Origin of the sequence: Aeromonas sp. R9-2 (genome assembly GCF_040908025.1) — a bacterium.
Taxonomy (GTDB): domain Bacteria; phylum Pseudomonadota; class Gammaproteobacteria; order Enterobacterales; family Aeromonadaceae; genus Aeromonas; species Aeromonas veronii.
Map to the genome: position 1 here is coordinate 51,106 of NZ_JBFOCX010000029.1, position 21,916 is coordinate 73,021.

The 21,916-nt window shown below is 59.5% G+C and carries 20 protein-coding genes and 1 tRNA gene; 5 read left to right on the forward strand and 16 right to left on the reverse strand.

What is annotated here, in order from left to right:
- Window positions 1–3: 3 nt before the first annotated feature.
- Window positions 4–2,211 carry a primosomal protein N' gene (gene priA / locus AB5Y71_RS16230; RefSeq protein WP_368172007.1) on the reverse strand — a complete coding sequence of 736 codons (2,208 nt, stop codon included), beginning with the start codon at window positions 2,209–2,211 and terminating at the stop codon, window positions 4–6.
- Window positions 2,212–2,358: 147 nt separating this feature from the next.
- On the opposite strand from priA, the gene rpmE reads away from it, so the two are divergent.
- The gene (gene rpmE, locus AB5Y71_RS16235; protein ID WP_005340673.1) at window positions 2,359–2,574 is read left to right on the forward strand and encodes a 50S ribosomal protein L31; all 216 of its coding nucleotides are present in this window, start codon (window positions 2,359–2,361) and stop codon (window positions 2,572–2,574) included.
- Window positions 2,575–2,675: 101 nt separating this feature from the next.
- On the opposite strand, the gene AB5Y71_RS16240 is transcribed toward rpmE, so the two are convergent.
- Complete coding sequence (locus AB5Y71_RS16240) at window positions 2,676–3,326, reverse strand: chromophore lyase CpcT/CpeT (protein ID WP_005340675.1); 651 nt, start codon at window positions 3,324–3,326, stop codon at window positions 2,676–2,678.
- Window positions 3,327–3,448: 122 nt separating this feature from the next.
- Complete coding sequence (locus AB5Y71_RS16245) at window positions 3,449–5,302, reverse strand: methyl-accepting chemotaxis protein (RefSeq protein ID WP_216976328.1); 1,854 nt, start codon at window positions 5,300–5,302, stop codon at window positions 3,449–3,451.
- Window positions 5,303–5,448: 146 nt separating this feature from the next.
- Here AB5Y71_RS16245 and rraA point away from each other — a divergent pair, with 146 nt between their 5' ends.
- Window positions 5,449–5,934, forward strand: a complete 486-nt coding sequence (rraA, locus tag AB5Y71_RS16250; protein ID WP_005340678.1) for a ribonuclease E activity regulator RraA — start codon at window positions 5,449–5,451, stop codon at window positions 5,932–5,934.
- Window positions 5,935–6,203: 269 nt separating this feature from the next.
- Here rraA and AB5Y71_RS16255 read toward each other — a convergent pair whose 3' ends face one another.
- The 3 genes from AB5Y71_RS16255 to AB5Y71_RS16265 form a co-directional block, all read right to left on the reverse strand.
- Entirely contained in the window at window positions 6,204–6,878 is a 675-nt protein-coding gene (locus tag AB5Y71_RS16255; RefSeq protein ID WP_368172008.1) for a 7-cyano-7-deazaguanine/7-aminomethyl-7-deazaguanine transporter, read from the reverse strand.
- Window positions 6,879–7,037: 159 nt separating this feature from the next.
- The gene (locus AB5Y71_RS16260; protein ID WP_368172009.1) at window positions 7,038–7,325 is read right to left on the reverse strand and encodes a DUF3630 family protein; all 288 of its coding nucleotides are present in this window, start codon (window positions 7,323–7,325) and stop codon (window positions 7,038–7,040) included.
- Between the two features lie 10 nt (window positions 7,326–7,335).
- Window positions 7,336–8,763, reverse strand: a complete 1,428-nt coding sequence (locus AB5Y71_RS16265) for a YdiU family protein (RefSeq protein WP_368172010.1) — start codon at window positions 8,761–8,763, stop codon at window positions 7,336–7,338.
- Window positions 8,764–8,868: 105 nt separating this feature from the next.
- On the opposite strand from AB5Y71_RS16265, the gene AB5Y71_RS16270 reads away from it, so the two are divergent.
- Complete coding sequence (locus tag AB5Y71_RS16270) at window positions 8,869–9,171, forward strand: cytochrome c (protein ID WP_139430082.1); 303 nt, start codon at window positions 8,869–8,871, stop codon at window positions 9,169–9,171.
- A gap of 67 nt (window positions 9,172–9,238) precedes the next feature.
- Here AB5Y71_RS16270 and recQ read toward each other — a convergent pair whose 3' ends face one another.
- A complete protein-coding gene (gene recQ / locus AB5Y71_RS16275) occupies window positions 9,239–11,074 on the reverse strand; it encodes an ATP-dependent DNA helicase RecQ (protein ID WP_042081697.1) in 1,836 nt (611 codons plus the stop codon).
- A gap of 133 nt (window positions 11,075–11,207) precedes the next feature.
- Here recQ and AB5Y71_RS16280 point away from each other — a divergent pair, with 133 nt between their 5' ends.
- Together AB5Y71_RS16280 and AB5Y71_RS16285 are read left to right on the forward strand one after the other, a co-directional pair.
- Window positions 11,208–11,672, forward strand: a complete 465-nt coding sequence (locus AB5Y71_RS16280; protein WP_005355465.1) for a thioesterase family protein — start codon at window positions 11,208–11,210, stop codon at window positions 11,670–11,672.
- A 124-nt stretch (window positions 11,673–11,796) separates the two neighbouring features.
- Window positions 11,797–12,324 (forward strand): hypothetical protein, encoded by a 528-nt coding sequence (locus AB5Y71_RS16285; protein ID WP_005356927.1) that lies wholly within the window; start codon window positions 11,797–11,799, stop codon window positions 12,322–12,324.
- A 259-nt stretch (window positions 12,325–12,583) separates the two neighbouring features.
- Here the strand turns inward: AB5Y71_RS16285 and AB5Y71_RS16290 are convergent.
- The 9 genes from AB5Y71_RS16290 to AB5Y71_RS16330 all read right to left on the reverse strand — a co-directional run bounded on the left by AB5Y71_RS16290 (window position 12,584) and on the right by AB5Y71_RS16330 (window position 21,782).
- Window positions 12,584–12,660 (reverse strand) — tRNA-Pro (locus AB5Y71_RS16290).
- A gap of 155 nt (window positions 12,661–12,815) precedes the next feature.
- On the reverse strand, window positions 12,816–13,520 hold the full coding sequence (locus AB5Y71_RS16295; protein WP_368172011.1) for an MOSC domain-containing protein: 705 nt from the start codon (window positions 13,518–13,520) through the stop codon (window positions 12,816–12,818).
- Window positions 13,521–13,569: 49 nt separating this feature from the next.
- Window positions 13,570–14,412 (reverse strand): ABC transporter permease subunit, encoded by an 843-nt coding sequence (locus AB5Y71_RS16300; protein WP_368172039.1) that lies wholly within the window; start codon window positions 14,410–14,412, stop codon window positions 13,570–13,572.
- A complete protein-coding gene (locus AB5Y71_RS16305; protein ID WP_216952653.1) occupies window positions 14,412–15,317 on the reverse strand; it encodes an ABC transporter permease subunit in 906 nt (301 codons plus the stop codon). Before AB5Y71_RS16305 ends, AB5Y71_RS16300 begins: the two co-directional genes overlap by 1 nt.
- On the reverse strand, window positions 15,314–16,468 hold the full coding sequence (gene potA, locus AB5Y71_RS16310) for a polyamine ABC transporter ATP-binding protein (protein WP_216952652.1): 1,155 nt from the start codon (window positions 16,466–16,468) through the stop codon (window positions 15,314–15,316). The genes AB5Y71_RS16305 and potA overlap by 4 nt, the downstream gene beginning before the upstream one ends.
- A 78-nt stretch (window positions 16,469–16,546) precedes the next feature.
- Window positions 16,547–17,632, reverse strand: coding sequence for a polyamine ABC transporter substrate-binding protein (locus AB5Y71_RS16315; RefSeq protein WP_139408855.1), 1,086 nt, complete (start codon window positions 17,630–17,632; stop codon window positions 16,547–16,549).
- A gap of 119 nt (window positions 17,633–17,751) precedes the next feature.
- The gene (locus tag AB5Y71_RS16320) at window positions 17,752–18,849 is read right to left on the reverse strand and encodes an extracellular solute-binding protein (RefSeq protein ID WP_139747019.1); all 1,098 of its coding nucleotides are present in this window, start codon (window positions 18,847–18,849) and stop codon (window positions 17,752–17,754) included.
- Window positions 18,850–18,902: 53 nt separating this feature from the next.
- Window positions 18,903–20,264, reverse strand: coding sequence for an aspartate aminotransferase family protein (locus AB5Y71_RS16325; protein WP_111900450.1), 1,362 nt, complete (start codon window positions 20,262–20,264; stop codon window positions 18,903–18,905).
- 186 nt (window positions 20,265–20,450) lie between these two features.
- The gene (locus AB5Y71_RS16330) at window positions 20,451–21,782 is read right to left on the reverse strand and encodes a glutamine synthetase family protein (protein ID WP_088868211.1); all 1,332 of its coding nucleotides are present in this window, start codon (window positions 21,780–21,782) and stop codon (window positions 20,451–20,453) included.
- Between the last annotated feature and the right edge of the window lie 134 nt (window positions 21,783–21,916).

The following is a 21,916-nucleotide window of genomic DNA, read 5'->3' on the forward strand; positions in this document are numbered from 1 at the left end:
CCATCAACTCAGCTCGGTGGGGTCGATATCCAGACTCCAGCGCACCTTTTTGGTTTCCGGCCAGCCTTCCAGCTCCTTCACCGCCCAATCCAGCAGTTGGGCCAGCGGTGCCCGGTTCGGCCCCTGCACCAGCAACTGCATGCGGAACTTGCCCGCCTTGCGCTCCATAAAGCCGCTGATGGGCCCCAGCACCTGAACGTGGGGATAGCGGGCGCTGCGCAGAGTATCGGCGAGGCGAGAGAGGAACAGTTGCACCTCGTCACGGCCGTTGGCCTCGGCCCGAAACAGCCCCTGATAGCTGAACGGCGGCAGCCCCAGCAGGCGGCGCTCTTTCAGCGCCGTATCGGCGAAGTGGCCGTAGCCATTCTGGGTCAGATCCTGCAGCAGGGCGTGCTCGGGATGGTGGCTCTGCAGCACTACCAGCCCGGGTTTGCTGGCGCGACCGGCGCGGCCCGCCACCTGGGTGTAGAGCTGGGCCAGTTTCTCGGCGGCGCGAAAATCGGCGCTGAACAGGGCGCCATCCACATCCAGCAGACCCACCAAGGTCACATCCGGGAAGTGGTGGCCCTTGGCCAGCATCTGGGTGCCGATCAGGATCTTGTACTTGCCCGCCTTGATGTCGCCGAGATGGGTCTCCAGCTCCCCCTTGCGGCGGGTGTTGTCCCGATCGATGCGTACTACCGGATATTGCGGGAAAACCGTGGTGAGCAGCTGTTCCAGCTGCTCGGTGCCGACTCCCGATCCGATCAGTTCGTTGCTGCCACACTCGGGGCAGTGGTGGGGCAACGGGCGCACGCTGTCACAGTGGTGGCAGTGCAGCCGTCGCCCGGCCTGATGCCAGGTGTACCAGGCATCACAGCGCTCACAGGCGGCGCTCCAGCCGCACTGGTGGCAGATCAGAGCCGGGGCATAGCCACGGCGGTTGAGAAACAGCATCACCTGATTGCCCGCCGCCAGATGCTCTGCCATCAGCTGCTCCAGCTGGGGAGAGAGCCCGGCCTGCAGCCGCACGTTCTTGATATCCAGGATCACCTGACGGGCGGTCTGGGCATTGCCGGCACGGCGAGTCAGGGTGAGATGGTGATACTTGCCGGTGCGGGCGTTGTGCAATGTCTCCAGCGACGGGGTAGCCGAGCCAAGCAAAATGGGAATACCGGCACGATGGGCCCGCATCACCGCCAGATCCCGCGCGTGGTAGCGAAAACCGTCCTGCTGCTTGAAGGAGCCGTCGTGCTCCTCGTCGATGATAATGATGCCGAGGTTGTGAAACGGGGTGAACACCGCAGAGCGAGTGCCGATCAGGATGGCGGCGGCGCCGTCTCGACAGGCGAGCCAGGCATCGAGCCGCTCCCTGTCGTTCATGGCGGAGTTCATCGCCACCACAGGCACGTTGAAGCGGCGACGGAAGCGGTTGATGGTCTGTGGGGTGAGGCCGATCTCCGGCACCATCACCAGCGCCTGCTTGCCCGCCTTGAGCAACGGCTCGAGGATGCTCAGGTAGACCTCGGTCTTGCCGGAACCTGTGATGCCATCGAGCAGGAAGGCACCGAACTTGTCGCTCTGGCTGGTAACGGCGGAGACGGCCAGTGCCTGTTCGCCGTTGAGGCGCAGCCCCTCCCCCGGCTCGAAACGGGTAGCCCACTCGCCGTCATGGCTTGGCTCCAGCGAGCGCTTCTCCAGCAGCCCCTTCTTCTCCAGCGCGGTGAGAGCGGCGCTCTGGATCTCCTCCTGCTTGAGGGCGGAGGGGGTCTGCGACCCTTTGCGCAGCAGGGCGAGCGCTTGCTGCTGCTTGGCCGCCCGCTTGAGCTCGTTAAGGTCGATGGCCATGCCTGCCTCGGTGGCAAACCAGAACTCCAGTTCACGATAAGCGGCAGGCTCCCCCTTGCGCACCAGCACTGGCAGGGCGTGAGGCAGCACTTCCCCCAGCGGATGCTGGTAGTAGCTGGCGCTCCAGTTCATCAGCGCCAGAATATCCGGCCCCAGCACCGGAGCCGTGTCCAATACCCGTTTGATGGGCTTGAGCTTGTTGCGGGGCACCTGGCTGTCAGCCGGATGATCCACCACCAGCCCGACCAGGGTCTGGGGACCGAAAGGGATCTCGACCCGGCAACCGGGGGCAGGTAACGGCAGGGGAGAGAGATAGTCGAAGTGACGGCGTAACGGTACCGGGACAGCGACACGAACCAGATCCAGCGTTTGGGAAGAATTCACCAGGGGTTGCCTATTTTTTCTGCGAAGCCACTTGCCTGATCTCAGGCATTTCCTATATTATTCGCAGCCTTTGAAACTGTGTTCAACAATCGTGTGGTGTCCGACAAGAGATCGGATGGCGACACGGCCTATTAATTGAGGTTGTCCATGAAAGCTGGTATCCATCCTGACTACGTAGCCATCACCGCCAAGTGCTCTTGCGGTAACGTCATCAACACTTTCTCTACCATCGGTAAAGATCTGAACCTGGACGTGTGCTCCGAGTGCCACCCGTTCTACACCGGCAAGCAGAAAGAAGTTTCTAGCGGCGGCCGCGTAGACAAGTTCAACAAGCGTTTCGGTGCGATGACCACCAAGAAGTAATTTTACTTCTGAAGAATTCTGAAAAAGGCGCCCATCGGGCGCCTTTTTTACGATCCCTGTCTTTACATCCTTCATGTTCCCGCAGCCAGACGCACTCGCCCCTACTGGCCAAACCCTTTGGAACGGCGCAAATAGACATACCCCTCACCCGGGCTACCCCAGCGCGGGCTCCCTGCGTTGTCATAGGCGCGATCCAGCAGTCTGACGCTGTCGGGGCCAATCCAGATATGCTGCACCAGCGTCGTGGCACCACCAAAATCGGTGGAGCAGTGGCCCACCCGGGTATGACCGGCATATTCGCCGGAGGGAGTGCGGGTCAGCCAGATCTCGCAACCGTGGCGCAAGGAGAGCTGCTGCGGGGTCAGACTGTCGAGCAGGGCGGGATCATGCCAGGCTCCGGCAAAATCGGTGGCACGGGGCATGGTCAGCTCTGCCATCAGGATCCGCCCGTCAGGGGCGGGGGAGAAGCGATAGATGCGCTGGCGGAAAGGACGGACGGAGCGCAGACTCAGGTACTGCTCGGCATAGACCCAGCGATAGCCCTGATAGCCGGGCCAGATCTCCATCAGGCGCAGCTCGGCACTGGTAAAGCGGCTGTCGTAACTGGCCTGCTCCCGGCTCGTAAAGGCCCCGTTGAACCAGCTGAGTAGCGGCTCCATACCGGGCTTGAGTGGGGTAGCCTGAGGCGCCGATCCTGCCAACACCAGACAGGAACAGAGCAGCCCGAATACGGCCACCAGCAACTTTGCCATCGAATCCTTCCGAATCATCATAGTGGCGGCGATTATATGAGCGAATTTCCCCAATAACAGCCATTACGATCAAATCATTGCCACTCTGGTGTAAAAACCTCACAAGGATGCCAGTCCGCTCACTAAACCCGATATTTTGCCACCGCCTTGTTGAGCAGCTGGGCCTGCTCGTTGAGGCCCTCGCTGGATCTCGCATTTTCCTCCGCCATGATGCTCGACTCCTGGGCGATGTCGCGGATGTTGTTGACGTTGCGGTTCACCTCGTTGGCCACCAAACTCTGCTGTTCGATGGCGGCGGCAATCTGGGTGCTCATGTCCATGATGTTGGTAACATCCTGAGTGATCTGCCCCAGCAACTCCCCTGCAGTACTGGCCTGATCCGAGCTGCGGTTGCCCTGCTCGCGGCAGGTTGCCATCACCTCGACGATGCTGCCGGTCTGTTTCTGCAGCGAGCTGATGATGCCGGCGATCTCCTGGGTCGATTTCTGGGTACGGATGGCCAGATTGCGTACCTCATCGGCCACCACCGCAAAGCCGCGCCCCTGATCCCCTGCCCTGGCTGCTTCTATAGCCGCGTTGAGGGCCAGCAGGTTGGTCTGCTCGGCAATGCCACGGATCACGTCAAGCACGGAGCCGATGGTCTCGCTCTCTTTTTGCAGCTGGCTCACCTCGCGGGATGAGCTCTCCAGATTGCCCGCCAGCGAGCGGATCTGCTCGACAGTATTCTCGACCGCAGTCCGCCCTTCCATCGCCTTGTTGTTGGTCGCCTGCGCATTGTTGGCCGCCTGCTCGGTGTTGCGGGCGATCTCTTCGATGGTGGAGCCCATCTCGGTGGAAGCGGTCGCCACCATGTCGGTCTCCTGCAGCTGGCGCGCCGCCCCTTCACTGGTGCGCTTGACGTTGGCCGAGAGGTGATCCGCTGCTTCGGTCAGGGTGTGCACGCTCTGCTTCACATCGCCGATCAGATCGCGAAACCCGCCCAGCATCACGTCGAGATTGCCTGCCAGCTGGGCCATTTCATCTGCCCCGCGCAGATCTATCTTCAGGCGCAGGTCATTATCCTTACGAATGCGGTTGACGGTATCATTCACTTGAGTAATGGGACGGTCGATGCTGCGCCCCAGCAACACGCTCATGATGCCGATCAGCACCACAATCACCCCGCCACAGACCAGCATCAGGCTGTTGAGGCGAGCGCTCTGCCGCTCCAGTTCAGCGACAATGTGCTGATCGACGGCGGCAAACCCCTGTTCGGTCTGATGCACCAGATCCCGCATCTGGTTGCGCAGCCCCTCATCCTCTTTCAGTCCCAGTACCTGCATCCCCTGCACCAGCGCCACAAAGTCCTGCCGGTACTGCTTGCTGGCCTGCTCCAGCTTGCCGCGATCCGCCTCCGGCAAAGTGGCAAGACTATCCTGAAAACTCTTGTGCAAGGTCTCGAAACGCTCCAGATACTGGATATCGGAGCGCAGCATGAAGTCTTTCTCCGCCCGTCTCAGCTGCAACATGGTGATGAGCAACACCTGCTGATCCAGCTGCTTGAGCCCATTCTCCACCTCATGCACCGCCGCCCGCAGCTTGCCATAGAGCCCCTCCTCCGGTCCCAGACCAATCTTCTGCTGCTGGGCCACCAGATCGTTGAAGGCTTTGCCATAGCCGCTGATCTGCTGATCCAGTCTGGTCAGCTCCCCCTCGACAGCCGCCAGATTGTCATCGGTCACCAGCTCCCGGTTGTGCTGGTGAAAGTCAGAGAGCCCCTGATTGAAGCGCTCGACGAAGGTCATATCCTTGCGGATCAGAAAATCCTTCTCGGCCCGCCGCAGGTTGAGCATGGCGATCTCCAGCTGGTCGATATTGCGCTGGGCTTCGGTCAGGTGACGGTGCACCTGGCTGGAGTAGATAAACAGGCCGCTCAGTACCAGCATGGCAACGGCAACCAGCACGGTATTCAGGATCAACTTATGACGGATAAGCACGATGGACCTCTCGCAAACTGGCAGTGAACTGCATTGAGCTTATGCAGAAAAGCGGCGACAGGTGATCTGTGCAAGGAATATTCATTGAAATGCCACACCCACTCCTTATACTGGTTGCACCTGTTTCCAGCCGTGGATTTGACACTATGGAATACAATACTTCTGAACTGTGCGACATCTATCAGGACATGGTGGATGTGCTTGAACCCATGCTCTGCTCCTTCGGCGGCCGTGCCTCTTTCGGCGGCGTCATCACCACCGTCAAATGCTTCGAATCGAATGGTCTTATCCGTGAACTCGTCAAAGAGAACGGACTGGGACGCGTCTTGCTGATCGATGGCGGTGGTTCCATGCGCCGTGCCCTGATCGACAGCGACATCGCCACAACAGCAGCAGAGAACGATTGGGAAGGGATTGTCTGCTACGGCTGCGTCCGCGAAGTCGATATTCTGGAAGATCTGGATATCGGTATTCAGGCACTGGCAGCCATTCCGGTCGGTGCCGACAGCAAGGATGTAGGGGAGACCGATCTGCCGGTCAACTTCGGTGGGGTGACCTTCCTGCCCGACGACCACCTCTACGCCGATACCACAGGGGTGATCCTCTCCCCCGAGGCACTCGATATCGAGTAAGCCACAGACAGCGTGACGACGGGAGCCTTGGCTCCCGTTTTTTATGCCTGCAACTTTCTGAAAAATGACAAAAAAAGAGGGCCAGATAAACTGGCCCTTAACTGGAAGCAATGTGAGCAATGTCGTGCCTTCACAAGAAGTCCATCACGTTGGAACGAATGAAGTCTTTCCCGGAAAACAAGTTAACAATAATCATTCTCATTTAACTAGGCAAGCGCTATTTGCAGAAAGTGCAAAAAATTGACCACCGCGAAGGGTGGTCAATCTGGTCAGGCTTGCCGGGTGGCCGTTTGCAGGCTGGGTAATCCGGCCTCGCCCACCAGCTTGCGGCTGAGGTAGCGCAACAAGACACCGTAGAGCGGCACGAATAAACCAAGGCTTATCAGCAACTTGAATACGTAATCGACAGTTGCGATCTCGACCCAGTGCTCTGCCATGAAAGGATCTGTGGTGCGCCAGAAGGCCACACTGAAGAAAGCGATGGTATCAACCAGATTACCGAACAGGGTGGAGGCCGCAGGTGCAATCCACCACTGCTTGAGCAGACGCAGCCGGTTGAACACCACCACATCCATGAACTGCCCTACCAGATAGGCCATAAAGCTGGCCAGCGCGATACGCGCTACGAACAGGTTGAACTCGGCCAGATGACCAACGCCCTGGAAGCTCCCTTCAAAGAAGAGTACGGAGAGCGCATAGGAGACCGCCAGCGCTGGCAGCATCACGGTCTGGATAATCTTGCGTGCCAGACCAGCACCGAAGATCCGCACCGTCAGGTCGGTCGCCAGGAAGATAAACGGGAAGCTGAACGCACCCCAGGTGGTATGGAAGCCAAACACGGTGATCGGCAGCTGCACCAGATAGTTGCTGCTGGCAATGATCAGAATGTGGAACAACGATAGGCGAACGAGCGCCGTTTGGTACTGCGCAGGGGTCAGATTCATCTTGTGACCTTTTTGGTTAATGGGGTTAGGGAACCCATATCGCCACCATTGGCGATAATCGAGGGGCGAGATTATACGCCCCCAAACCGATAGTTCAATCTTTATGCGATTACGCTTGTCCAAGTTGGCCAGCGGCAAAGTTGGCCTGGCAGGCGATAATCACGCCTTGTGCTGTCTGGCGAGCCAGAGCAGTGCCTCCCGATCCGCCGGGCGCACCGCCTCCAGCCAGCAGCCGCTGTAGTGTTCATACTCCAGCCGAAACTGGCTCCCTTCAAACGCCAGCAACCAGCTATGGCGATCGGCCCCCGCATCCTGCTCGAGCGGCTGCAGCTCCCACTCTCGCAGCAAGGCCTGCGCCAACAGCGGAAACATGTCCCAGTCGAGCGCCGGACAATCCAGCGTCACTACGCCAGCTTCGCTATCTACCTGTTTGATTTGCCAACTCATTCCCTGTCTCTCAGCTACTGCAGGAGAGCTCACCACCGCAATACCATGCCGGAGTTGGGGTGGCGAGATCCTCATATTCGAGTTGTTCATCATAGGGGCGCTGCAAGGCGGCGAACAGTCGCTCGAACGGCTGCATATCCCCTGCGTCGGCGGCGTCTATCACCTGCTGGGCCAGCGCATTACGCAGCACATACTTGGGATTGATGGCATCCATCTGCGCCTTGCGCACGGCATCCTCGCTGCCTTCGCGCATTAGCCGCGCCCGATAGCGTTCCAGCCACTCCTGCCAAACACTTGGTTCAGACAACAGGGCCAGCAGAGATGTAGGCCACGCCCCCTCTTGCGTTACCTCACCGAGACGACGAAGGAACAGGTGGTAATCCACCTTGTGGGCCGCCAGCAACCGGAACAGCTCGCGGAACAGAGCCGGGTCATCCTCCTCCCACACCGCCAGTCCGAGTTTGGCCCGCATCAGCTCGGAGTAGTGCAGCATCAGCTGCTGCTCGTACTGGGCCAACGCAGCAGCTAGCGCATCACCGTCTACATGGCCAGCCAGCGCCTGCGCCAGCTTTTGCAGATTCCAGTAACCGACCGCAGGCTGCTGATCCAGCGCGTAGCGGCCCGCCGGATCCGAGTGGTTGCAGACAAAGTCCGGCACGTAGGCATCGATAAAGCCGTAGGGGCCGTAATCCAGCGTCAGGCCGAGCAGCGACATGTTGTCGGTATTCATTACCCCGTGACAGAAGCCCGCCGCCTGCCATTTTGCAATCAGGCGCGCGGTGCGGCGCACCACTTCGGCAAACAGTTCGGCACCACTCTCCAGTTCGGGGAAGTAGTGGCGCAGCAGATAGTCGATGAGATGCGGGATCTTCTCTCCCTGCCCGCTCCAGGCGAAATACTCGATATGGCCGAAGCGCAGATGGCTGGGGGCGGTGCGCAGCACGGTCGCCCCGGTCTCAGCCTGTTCCCGATAAACAGGCTCCTGACTCCCCACCAATACCAGCGCCCGCGTGGTCGGGATGCCGAGGGCATGGAGCGCCTCGGAGGCGAGATATTCGCGAATGCTGGAGCGCAGCACGGCGCGGCCGTCACCAAAACGGGAGAACGGCGTCTTTCCTGCTCCCTTCAGGTGGAGATCCCAACGCTGACCATCCGGCGCCAGCTGCTCACCCAGCAGCAGCGCGCGACCATCCCCAAGCCGGGGGCTATAACCCCCGAACTGATGGCCGGCATAGACCTGCGCTACCGGTTGCATACCGGGCAGCACTTTTCCCTCGCCACAACAGGCGATCCAGTCAGCCTCGCTGATGCCTCCCAGCCCCAACTCATCCAGCAAAGCCCGGTTGAGATGAAGCAACCGGGGTTGCTGCAGCGGCTGGGGGACCACGGGTTCACAGGCCCAGGGCAACTCGGTCGCAAAAGTGTTGATCAACTTCATGGTTGTGCCATTCGTCCCTGCGTATGCTCGTGTCACTCTTTATACTGCCGTCAGCCATGCTTGCGCTAACTGGCGACCATCATTTTTCAATTCAAGGAGAAGAAGATGCAAAAATGGGTATATGCCCTGCCCCTGCTGGCACTGGCGTGGGGTCATCAGGCCAAGGCTGCCGATATTGAAGCCGGCAAAGCCAAAGCGGCGGTTTGTGCCGCCTGTCACGGCGTGGAAGGCAAGGCGATGATCCCCAACTATCCCCATCTGGCGGGTCAGAATGCCGCCTATCTGGTGAAACAGTTGAAAGCGTTCAAGGATGGCACCCGCAAAGAGCCCTTGATGGACCCCTTCATGGCGCCGCTGACCGATGCGGATATCGACAATCTGGCGGCCTTCTACGCCAACCTGAAATAACCTCGCGTCTAACCCTTGGTTCTTCCGAGCCGCGCTTACCGTGGTCGATTAGGCTGCCTAATCGACCCTACCGCCGGCAGTAGTCGATGATCAGATCCATAAAGGCTTCGCCAAAGCGTTCCAGCTTGCGGTGCCCGACACCGTTGATGGCCAGCATCTCGTCTTCGGTCATCGGCATCAGCTGAGCCATCTCCACCAGGGTCGCATCGTTGAACACCACGTAGGGCGGCACCTCTTCGTCCTCGGCAATCTGCTTGCGCAGGCCGCGCAACTCCTTGAACAGCCGTTTGTCGTAGTTGGCGTTGTCGAGCAGGCCATTGCGCTTCTCCTTGCGGCTGGAGATGGGCTGCAAGCGGGGCACCGCCAGCTCCAGCTTCACCTCACCACGCAGCACGGGGCGGGCCGCTTCGGTCAGCTGCAGCACCAGATTGCGGGTGATGTTCTGGGTCAGCAGCCCCTTGTGGATCAGCTGGCGGATCACGCTCATCCAGTATTCGTGGCTCTGATCCTTGCCGATGCCGTAGGTCGACAGCTTATCGTGGCCGTGATCCTTGATGCGCTGGTTGAGGGAACCGCGCAGCACCTCCACCACATAACCCACCCCGAAATTCTGCCCCACACGCCAGACGCAGGAGAGCGCCTTCTGGGCATCTTCGGTGCCGTCATAACTTTTGGGCGGATCGAGGCAGATATCGCAGTTGCCGCACGGCTTGTCGTTGTACTCGCCGAAGTAGTTGAGCAGCACCTGACGGCGGCAGGTCTGCGCTTCGGCAAACGCGGCCATCACGTTGAGCTTGTACTGCTCCACCTGCAGCTGCTGCGGGTTCTCGATGTTGTCGAGCAGGCGGCGTACCCGGCCGATATCGGCGGGATCGTAGAGCAGCAGCGCCTCGGCGGGAGTGCCATCGCGCCCGGCGCGGCCGGTCTCCTGATAGTAGGATTCGATGTTCTTCGGGATGTCGTAGTGCACCACGAAGCGCACATTGGGTTTGTCGATGCCCATACCGAACGCCACCGTCGCCACCACGATCTCGATGTCATCCTTGAGGAAGGCATCCTGGGTCTGCTGGCGCTGCTCGAGCGGCAGCCCCGCATGATAGGGCGCGGCCTTGCAGCCGTGGCGGGATAGCCGCTCGGCCACCTCCTCCACCCGGTTGCGACTGGAGCAGTAGACGATGCCGCAGTTGCCCTTCTGGCTCTGCACGTAACGCAACAACTGTTCGGCCGCCTTGAACTTCTCCACCAGGCTGTAGCGGATATTGGGGCGATCGAAGCTGGCGGTGTGGATAAAGGGATCGTTGAGCTCCAACCGGTGCAGCATGTCGCTGCGGGTCGCCTCGTCGGCAGTGGCGGTCAGTGCTACCACCGGCACCTGCGGGAACCACTGCTTGAGTCGCCCCAGCGCCGCATACTCAGGCCGGAAATCGTGGCCCCACTGGGAGACGCAGTGTGCCTCGTCGATGGCGAACAGCCCGAGCGGCAGTTCGGCCAGCCGATCCATAAACTCGTGCTGCAGCAAGCGCTCGGGGGAGACATAGACCAGCTTGATCTCGCCGCGGCGCATGGCGGCGAAGTTCTGAATCATCTCCTCCCGACTGAGGGCCGAGTTGATGTAGACCGCCGCCACACCGTTCGCACGCAGGCTGTCGACCTGATCCTTCATCAGGGAGATCAGTGGAGAGACCACCACCCCGAGCCCGGGCCGCAACAGTGCCGGGATCTGGTAGCAGAGCGACTTGCCGCCACCGGTGGGCTTGAGCACCAGCGCATCGCGCCCCGCGACGATCTGCTCGATGATCTCGAGCTGACCCGGTCGAAACTGCTGATACCCGAAGACCGCCTGCAGCAAGGCAAGCGGACTCTCTGGCTGAGGATCTGGCAGGGTTTCGGCAATCGCGGTCATGGGCTCTCCTTTGGGGTCGCCATTCTAAAGCAGCCGCCGCCCACAATAAACCTGCCATTGCGACTGTTAAGGAACTGTTGCAGACTGGCTGGAGTTTTTGCTCGACTTTGATGACAAGGATTGGGATCAGAGAATGAAACAGATGCTCAAGAAGATGGCGCTCAGTGGCATTGCCAACCTGTTTGCCGAGAAGATGCCCTTCAACAAACTGATCGGCATGCAGGTGACCCACTACGACTTCGACAAGGTGGAGCTGCGTATCAAGATGGACGAGAAGCTGATCGGCAACCCTTTCCACAACATCCTGCACGGCGGTGTCACCGCCACGCTGCTGGATGTGGCGGGCGGCATGATAGTCGCGGCCTCCTGCATCGACGAGCTGGAGGAGTTCTCCCCCAGCTATCTCAAGGAGCGCTTCGCCCGCCTAGGCACCATAGATCTGCGGGTGGATTACCTGCGCCCGGGACGCGGCAACGAGTTTATCGCCACCGCCCACATCATCCGGGCTGGCAGCAAGGTGGCCGTCGCCCGGATGGAGCTGCACAACGAAGAGGGCACCCACATCGCCTTCGGCACTGGTACCTATCTGGTGGGTTGAACCAAATTAGTGCATAAAAACCACGCGGCTAATCCACTTTTAATCATTAGATTCCTTACCCCCTCTGGCCGAACAAGGTCCATACTGGTAGTCGGGATTGTGTGCAGAGGGAGGATTGCAGGCGATGAGTGCGAAACTGGCCATCAAACCATCCAGAGCCTTGTTGACACAGCTCGAGTCCATGCTCGACGAGGTGCAGACACCCGAGTGTCGCCACTGGTTGGAACAGGAGCTTGAGGGGTATTCTCTCTCCTCACCCCTGCCTTGGTATCGCATCGTACCCTGTCGGCAACGCGGTCACTTTCTGGATCTGAAAACGGGAAAATATTTGACCTGTCACATCAACAGTCAAACGCTATGCCAACGCGACCTGGCCCAAATTCAGTTCATTTATGCCCGTGAACCCGCCGCCCACTATTTGCTGCAACGCAATTCCGGTATTGAACCCTGGCCAGAGCAGCTGCTGGAAGATTATCAGGAGCAGTTGATCCCCGGCCATCTATGCCTGCAAGCCTGGCATGAGCCCGTGATTTCATTACGTGCACAACTGATGGAGGGAATAGAACATTTCATTAGTGAGTACCCCAAGCACGCGGCCTTGCTGCCTCAACACAGTTTCAAGGCTTTGCGGCATCAGCACTGGCATATCTGAGTAAGCGCCTTGCGCGCAAGGAGGGCACCATAGACAAGACCCATAGCGAGATTGCCACAATCTAGAGTGCCGGAGTCAGGATCAGACTCCACCGATGGGCCACCGAGCGGTGGCCCTTTTAATGTCTGTGGTCTTGCTTCGACCCTGCATACACCAAGTCTGATCACTTGGCCAGGTAACAGGTCAGCTGCTCAAGAACAGCTGAGTAACTGGAAAGAAAATGCAAAAAGGCCGCTCAATTGAGCGGCCTTTTCAAATTTGGTCGGTGTGAGAGGATTCGAACCTCCGACCCCTTCGTCCCGAACGAAGTGCGCTACCAAGCTGCGCTACACACCGATGTCTGCGGGACGGGAATTTACCGAAAGCCCAGACCCGACACAAGCCTTTTTTGCGTTTGGCAGGAAAAAAAGTGCCATTTGCTCAACTATTCAGCACTCTTTTCACCCGTTTACCGGACTGCAGCCAGCTGGTGACATTCCGGCAACCGGACGTCAGGCCAGGCGCAGGGAGGCTGGCCCCAGCAGACGGCGCTGCCAGTCAGCCACAGTGCCATGCTCCAGCCAGTCGGCTGCATGCTGGCGCCAGTTGGGGGAAAGGGCCGGATTCTCCAGCAACATCAGCAGATCCGCTTCATTGCGCACCTGATTGAACAGGATATCCGCCGTGCGCTTCACCGTCAGTTCGGGATAGGGTCTGTCTACCAGCTCCATGGCCGACTCCGGCGACACCATCCCCTCCTCCAGCACCCGCAGCAGCCAGCCACAACGGCCATTCAGTTGTATCACCTGCGACATCTGGCCATAGCCAAAGCGCTGGTTGAGCTTGAAACAGGGGGATCTCGGCTGGCTGATCTGGATCAGCGCCTCGCCGAGTCGATAGACATCGCCAATGCAGGCTTGCACCTCGGTCAGCCCGAGACCGGAGAGGTTCTCGCCAAAGGCGGCAGGTTGCCAGGCTGTACGTGGCGCAGGCAAGCCCAGCGCGGTTTGCCAGGTCTGCCACCAGAGATAGTGATCGGCCGGATAGTAGTGGAGCGCCCGATCCGGGCCACCGTGGTGGCGCGTGTCACACTGCTCATCCCCTTCCAGACCGGCAAAGGTACAGCGAACTGGTGCAGAGATCGGTTGCTTGTGAATGGCGCTGGTGAGGCCGGGCACCAGCTCGGTGCCACGACCACTGAAAAAGGAGATCCGCATACTCATCCTCCGGATTGACGAGAGTAGGCGGATCTTATCATCTGACGAGTCAGGCGACTGCCTGCATCTGGTTGCTCATGGCGATCTCGGCGCGACGGCGCTTCTCCGCCCTGGCCATCAGATACCAGCTGCCGAAGGTAAAGAGCGATACCGACAGCAGGATCAGGCTGGCCACCGCGTTGATCTCGGGTTTAACCCCGAGCCGCACCGCCGAGAAGACCTCCATCGGCAAGGTAGTGGAGCCCGGGCCGGAGACGAAGCTCGCCAGCACCAGATCATCCAGCGACAGGGCGAACGACATCATGCCGCCTGCTGCCAGCGAGGGGGCGATCATCGGGATGGTGATCAGGAAGAACACCTTCCACGGCTTGGCGCCAAGATCCATGGCCGCCTCCTCTATGGAGAGATCCAGCTCCCGCAACCGCGCCGACACAACGATGGCTACGTAGGCGGTACAGAAGGTAGTGTGCGCGATCCAGATGGTCAACATGCCCCGCTCGGCGGGCCATCCCACCAGCTGGGCCATCGCCACGAACAGCAGCAGCAGCGACAGACCGGTGATCACCTCGGGCATCACCAGCGGTGCCGTCACCATGCCACCGAACAGGGTGCGACCACGGAAGTGGGGAATTCGGGTCAGCACGAATGCCGCCACCGTCCCCAGCGCCACCGCGGCGATCGCGGTGTAAAAAGCGATCTCCAGCGAGCGGAACACGGATCCAATCAGCTGCTTGTTGTCGAGCAGGCCGAAGTACCACTTGAGTGACCATCCGCCCCACACCGTCACCAGCTTGGAGGCGTTGAAGGAGTAGATCACCATGATGATCATGGGCAGGTAGATAAACAGCAGCCCAAGCCAGAGCATCAGCTTGGCAAAACCGAAACGTCTCATCATGCCTTGCCCTCCAGCTCTTTGGCCTGGTTACGGTTGAAGAGGATGATCGGAATGATCAGCACCGCCAGCATCACCACCGCCAGTGCAGAGGCGACCGGCCAGTCGCGGTTGTTGAAGAACTCCTGCCATAGCACCTTACCGATCATCAGGGTCTCCGGGCCACCCAGCATTTCCGGAATAACGAACTCCCCCACCACCGGAATAAACACCAGCATGCAGCCGGCGATAATGCCGTTTTTGGAGAGCGGCACAGTGATCTGCCAGAAACGGGTCAGGTTGCGGGCCCCTAGGTCGGAGGCCGCCTCCAGCAGGCTCTGATCGTGTTTGACCAGATTGGCGTAAAGCGGCAGCACCATGAAGGGCAGATAGGAGTAAACGATGCCGATATAGACCGCCAGGTTGGTATTGAGGATCTGCAGCGGTTCGTCAATCAGCCCGATCCCCAGCAAGACGCTGTTGAGCAGGCCGTTGTTACTGAGGATCCCCATCCACGCATAGACCCGGATCAGAATGGCGGTCCAGGTCGGCATCATGATCAGCAACAGCAGAACGGTCTGGGTCTCCTTGTTGGCCCGAGCGATGGAGTAGGCCATCGGATAGCCAATCAACAGGCAGAGCAGGGTGCTGACGAAGGCCATCTTGAGGGAGCCCAGATAGGCTGCGATATAGAGCTCATCCTCCTGCAGCAGCAGGTAGTTCCCCATATTGAGCAGGATGGTGAGCTGATTGTCGGCCCAGCTCACCACGTCGGTGTAGGGCGGGATCGCCACATCCGCTTCCGCAAAACTGATTTTTACCACTATGACAAAGGGCAGCAGGAAGAAGAGGAACAGCCAGAAGAAGGGGATGCCGATCACCAGCCGGCGCCCTCCGCCCCGCTTCAGTCGTTGCAAGATCTTCATGATTGCAGCACCACGCCGCTGTCATCTTCCCAGTAGAGGAACACCTGGTCATCCCAGGTTGGCCGCTTGCCGTGGCGTTCGGCATTGGCGATGAAAGCCTGAACGATTTTGCCCGAGGGCAGCTGGATGTGGTACACCGAGTGTCCGCCCAGATAAGCGATGTCATAGACCTCGCCCTTGGTCCAGTTGAAGTCCGGATGCTCGATTTCGGCCGGCTTTTGCAGGCTCATCAGCAGCTTCTCCGGCCGCAGGGCGTAGGTCACCTTCTTGTTCTCGGCACGGGAGCTAATCCCGTGGCCCACATAGATGGGCTGCTCCAGATCGGCACAGGCGATGATGGCGTGGTCCTGCTCATCCTCCACCAGCAGGCCGTCGAACAGGTTGACGTTGCCGATGAACTCGCACACCAGCCGACTGGCCGGGGTTTCGTAGATATCCATCGGGCTACCGATCTGCTCAATACAACCGTGATGCATGATGGCGATCCGCTCCGCCATGGTCATGGCCTCTTCTTGATCGTGGGTCACCATGACACAGGTAACCCCGACCCGCTCGATGATCTCAACCAGCTCCAGCTGCATCTTGGAACGCAGCTTCTTGTCGAGCGCCCCCATGGGTTCATCCAGCAGCAGCAACTTGGGACGCTTGGCCAGGGAACGAGCCAACGCCACCCGCTGACGCTGGCCACCGGAGAGCTGATGCGGTTTGCGGCGGGCATACTGGGTCATCTGCACCAGCTTGAGCATCTCCTCCACCCGGGCATCGATCTCGGCCTTGGGCAGGCCATCCTGCTTGAGGCCAAAGGCGATGTTCTGGGCCACCGTCATATGGGGGAACAGGGCGTAGGACTGGAACATCATGTTGATGGGGCGTTCATAGGGGGGCATGTCGGTGATGTCGACCCCATCGAGGAACAGCCGCCCTTCGGTCGGGCGCTCGAAACCGGCCAGCATCCGCAGCAGGGTCGATTTGCCGGAACCGGACCCGCCGAGCAGGGCGAAAATCTCCCCCTTGTGAATATTGAGAGATACGTTATCGACCGCCAGCGTTTCGTCGAACTGCTTGCTTACCCGATCAATTTTCACCAGCACTTCTTTGCGCTGCTGACTGCCCTCGAGGGCTTTCTTGTAGGCACTGGAGGCTATCGCCATTACCAAACTCCCCAACGTGATACCGGCCTTGCGGCCGATTCATAAAAGCGATTTGGCGCCCCCGAACGGGCACCAAGGTTAGGTACCGGACTTGATCTTGGTCCAACTCCGGGTGATTAGACGCTGTACCGAGCGAGGATGTGCTTCCTGCACATAGAGTCGCTCCAGCACAGCCTGAGGGGGATAAACCTCCTCATTGTTGCGCACCGCCTCATCCATAAACTCGCCCGCCCTTGAGTTGGGATTCGCATAGCCCACATAGTCGCTGACCTTGGCGATCACTTCGGGCTGCAGGACGTAGTTGATGAGAGCGTGCGCCTCTTTGACATTGGTGGCATCGGACGGGATCGCCATCATGTCGAACCAGAGATTGCCCCCCTCTTTCGGAATGCTGTAGGCAATTTTCACCCCCTTGCCAGCTTCATCGGCGCGGGCAGCGGCTTGCAGGATGTCGCCGGAAAAACCGGCCGCCACGCAGATGTCGCCATTGGCGAGATCGCCGATGTATTTGGAGGAGTGGAAGTAGGCCACATAGGGCCGCACCTTGATCAGCAGCGCCTCGGCCTGCTTGATATCCCCCGTCGCATGACTGTTGGGATCGAGCCCGAGGTAGTTGAGGGCAGCAGGGATCATCTCGTCGGCAGAGTCGAGGAAGGCGACGCCGCAGCGAGAGAGTTTCGCCATATTTTCCGGTTCGAAGATGGTGGCCCAGGAGTCAATCTTGTCGACTCCCAGCACCGCCTTGATTTTGTCGACGTTGTAGCCGATGCCGTTGGTCCCCCACAGATAGGGCACCGCGTACTGATGACCCGGATCTACCTTGTCGAGCTGCTTGAGCAGCACGGGATCCAGGTTGGCCAGATTGGGCAGCAGGGATTTATCCAGTTTCTGGAAGGCTCCCGCCTTGATCTGCTTGGCCAGGAAATTATTGGAGGGAACCACCAAATCGTAACCGGTCCGCCCCGTCAGCAACTTGCCTTCCAGGGTCTCGTTGGAGTCAAACACGTCATAGACGGTCTTGATCCCGGTCGCCTGCTGGAAATCGCTGAGGGTGGTCTCGCCGATATAGTCAGACCAGTTGTAGAAGTGCAGCACAGGGGCAGCCTGGGCCACATTCGCCAATCCCATGGTCAGCGCTATGGTTAGCAATCTGGTTGTATTCACGGTGTCAGTTCTCCTGTTTCAGTGGTTGACCGTCTGCGCATCCATTCGCGCGGCCCATCCGGATGGATGGCATCACTACCCTCCCGGCCGAACTGCGGACCGGGAGGGGCATTCGTTACTTACTTGCCAGACTTGATCTTGGTCCAGCTGCGGGTCATCACACGCTGCACCTTGGCCGGCAGATCCGGGAAGGTGTAGATCTTCTGCAGGGTTGCCGCATCAGGGTAGATACCCGGATCGGTGCGGATCGCCTCATCCACCAGCGGGGTCGCCGCCTTGTTGCCGTTCGGGAACTGCACCACGTTGGTGATGTTGGCGATCACCTCGGGCTTCATCAGGTAGTTGATGAAGGTGTGGGCCGCCTCGACGTTCTTGGCATCCGCCGGAATGGCGATCATGTCAAAGAAGCTGCCTGCCCCCTCTTTCGGAATGGTGTAGGTGAGCGCGACGCCATTCTTGGCCTCGGCTGCCCGCGCCTTGGACTGCTGCAAGTCACCGGAGTAACCGACCGCGACGCAAAGGTTGCCGTTGGCCAGATCCGAGATGTACTTGGAGGAGTGGAAATAGGCGGTATAGGGACGGATGGAGAGGAACAGCTCCTCAGCCTTCTTCAGCTCGGCCGGTTTCTGGCTATCCGGTTTGAAGCCCAGATATTGCAGGGCAGCCGGCAGCATTTCGGTCGGTGAATCGAGGAAGGAGACGCCACACTCTTTCAACTTGGCCATGTTCTCCGGCTTGAACACCAGATCCCAGGAGTTGACCGGGGCATCAGCCCCCAGCACGGCTTTCACCTTCTCGGCGTTGTAGGCATAGCCGATGGTGCCCCACAGATAGGGGATGGAGTACTGGTTGCCCGGATCGCTCGGCTCGAGCGCCTTGAGCAGGTCGACATCCATGTTTTGCCAGTTGGAGAGCTTGGACTTGTCCAGTTTCTGGAACACGCCCGCCTTGATCTGCTTGGCCAGGAAGGGGTTGGATGGCACCACGATATCGTAGCCCGAACTACCCGCCAGCAACTTGGCTTCCAGTACCTCGTTACTGTCGAACACGTCATAGACCACCTTGATCCCCGTCTCCTTCTGGAAGTTATCCAGGGTATCCGGCGCTATGTAGTCGCTCCAGTTGTAGACGTGCAGCACCTTCTCTTCAGCCATTGCTCCGGCACTTGCCATGACCAGAGCCACAGAGGCAGCGATCACTCCTGTTTTGAAAGACATCATCCTTGTCTCCTAAGCAAATTGTATGCGCATGCCAACCTGCCCGACCCACCTCAACCCTTCAGCTTTGCGGCTGTCAGATCCAGACTGCGCCTGGCCAGATCGACCAATTCATCAACCTGTTCCTCGGTGATGACCAAGGGGGGCGATATGATCATGGTATCGCCTACCGCCCTCATCACCAAGCCATTGTTAAAGCAGAACTCCCGGCAGGTCATCCCCGCATTTGCCTGAGCCGGAAAACGCCGGTTGGTCTGCTTGTCCTCAACGATTTCCAGCGCGGCGACCAATCCTTTACCTCGGGTTTCTCCCACCAGTGGATGATCGGCCAGCTCCGCCCAGCGGCGCTGCAAATAGGGGCCGATAGTATCATGCACTCGCTTAACTATGCTCTCTTTCTGCATAAGCTGGATGTTGGCCACCGCCACGGCGCAAGAGACCGGATGACCCGAGTAGGTGAAGCCGTGGTTGAACTCGCCCCCCTCCTCCACCAACCCCTTGGCAACCCGGTCACTCACCATCACAGCGCCGAGCGGCAGATAACCGGAGGTGATCCCCTTGGCCAGACACATCAGGTCCGGCTTGATGCCAAACCCTTCGCTGGCAAACCAGTGGCCGGTACGGCCAAAGCCGCAGATCACCTCGTCGGCGATCAGCAGGATGCCGTAGTGATCGCAGATGCGCTGGATCTCCGGCCAGTAGCTGTCAGGCGGAATGATGACGCCGCCCGCCCCCTGGATCGGCTCGCCGATAAAGGCAGCCACCTTGTCCACCCCCAGCTCCAGAATCTTCTGCTCCAGCTGACGGGCCCGCTCCAGCCCGAAGTCGTGGGCACTCATCCCCTGTCCCTCACCGAAGTGGTAAGGCTGATCGATGTGCACTATGCCGGGAATGGGCAGACCACCCTGGGCATGCATCCCCTTCATGCCGCCCAGACTCGCCCCCGCCACGGTGGATCCGTGATAGGCGTTGTGGCGACTGATAATCACCTGTTTGTCAGGCTGCCCCTTGCTGGCCCAGTAGTGGCGCACCATCCGCAGCACAGTGTCGTTGCACTCGGAGCCGGAGCCGGTGAAGAAGACGTGGTTGAGATGGGCTGGCGTCACCTCGGCCAGCAGGGTCGCCAGCTCGATCACCGGCGGGTGAGCGGTCTGGAAGAAGAGGTTGTAGTAGGGCAACTGCTGCATCTGGTGGGTAGCGGCATCCACCAGCTCCTGGCGGCCATAGCCCATATTGACGCACCACAGGCCCGCCATGCCGTCGAGAATGCGTTTGCCCTCGGAGTCTTCCAGATAGACGCCGCTGGCGTTGGTAATGATGCGCGAGCCCTTCTTGTTCAGGGCCTGAAAGTCGGTAAAGGGGTGCAGGTGGTGGCTGGCATCCAGTTGTTGCCACTCACGGGTTGTCTGCTGCATTTGTTGCTCCTCGGTTCCTTCGATTTAGCAAGATTCAGTCGTCAAATAGTCAGGTGAGTAGTCAGGCGGGCTTGCATGCTCGCAGCCACAACCACTCACAGGTGGCTGCCGCCACCTGACTCGCGTTTAGGTCTCTTCGATACAGGGACCGGGGAGGCCGACTCCGGCCTCCCCGTTACAGGGGGATCAGACGTTCAGCAGCAGGAACTCCCGCTCCCAGCGACTGATCACCCCGAAGTAGGTCTCGTACTCTTTGCGTTTAACCGCGACGAAGGCGCGGGTGAAGCGCTCACCCAGCATCTCCTTGATGGGCTCGCACTGTTCGAGATGGCTGAGTGCCTCCTCCAGCGAGCGGGGCAGGCTGTAGGGCAGGTCATAGGCGCTCGACTTCATCTCCGGCAGCGGCTCCAGCTTCTCCATCATGCCGAGATAGCCACAAGCCAGAGTGGCAGCCAGTGCCAGATAGGGGTTGGCATCGGCACCGGCGAAGCGGTTTTCCACCCGCCGCGCGCTCGGGTCGGAGAAGGGCACCCGCAGGCCACAAGTGCGGTTCTCGACCCCCCACTGGACGTTGCGCGGCGCGCTCTCGCCAAAGGTGAGGCGGCGGTAGGAGTTGACGTTGGGGGCCAGCAGGGCGGTCACCGCCGGGGTGTATTTCTGCAGACCGGCGATAAAGTGCATGAACTGTTCGCTATTACCGCCGCTCGGGGTGCCGAACAGGTTGTGGCCGTTCACATCTTCCAGACTCTGGTGGATGTGCATGGCCGACCCCGGTTCGTCGCTCATCGGCTTGGCCATGAAGGTGGCATAGATGCCGTGGCGGTGAGCGGCTTCACGCATGGTGCGCTTGAACAGGAACACCTGATCCGCCAGATCGATGGCATCACCATGCAGGAAGTTGATCTCCATCTGGGCGGCGCCCGACTCGTGGATCAGGGTGTCCACCTCCAGCTCCTGCGCCTCGCAGTAGTCATACATGTCTTCAAAGATGGGGTCGAACTCATTGACCGCATCGATACTGAACGACTGGCGGGCGGTCTCAGGGCGGCCGTTGCGACCGACCGGCGGCACCAGCGGATAGTCGGGGTCCTCGTTGCGGGTGACCAGATAGAATTCCAGCTCGGGCGCCACCACCGGCTTCCAGCCCTGCTTCTCGTAAAATGACAGAACCCGACGCAGCACGGAGCGCGGCGCGATGTCGATCAGCTTGCCGTTGACGTCGAAACAGTCGTGAATCACCTGTGCAGTGGGCTCCAGCGCCCAGGGGACAAAACGGATGGTGTTGGGGTCAGGATAGAGCTGCATGTCCCGCTCCAGCGGGTCGATCATGCTGTCGTCATCCGGATATTCGCCGGTCACCGTCTGGGTGAAAATCACCTCGGGCAGACGCATGCCCCCTTCACGCAAAAACTTGTTGGCTGGGATGATCTTGCCCCGGGCGTTGCCGGTGAAATCCGGGAACAGGCACTCCACTTCCGTGATGCGATTGCTCTCCATCCAGCCTTTGATACTGTCCATGTTAAACCCCGACTTTACGGTTGCCATTGGCAAGGGTGTCTAATATATGGAACACCCTTGTTATAAAATTGTAATCAACATCACCATAAAAGCCCGCCATCAAGGGCAATGTCAAGCGGGCGTGTTTAAAAAAC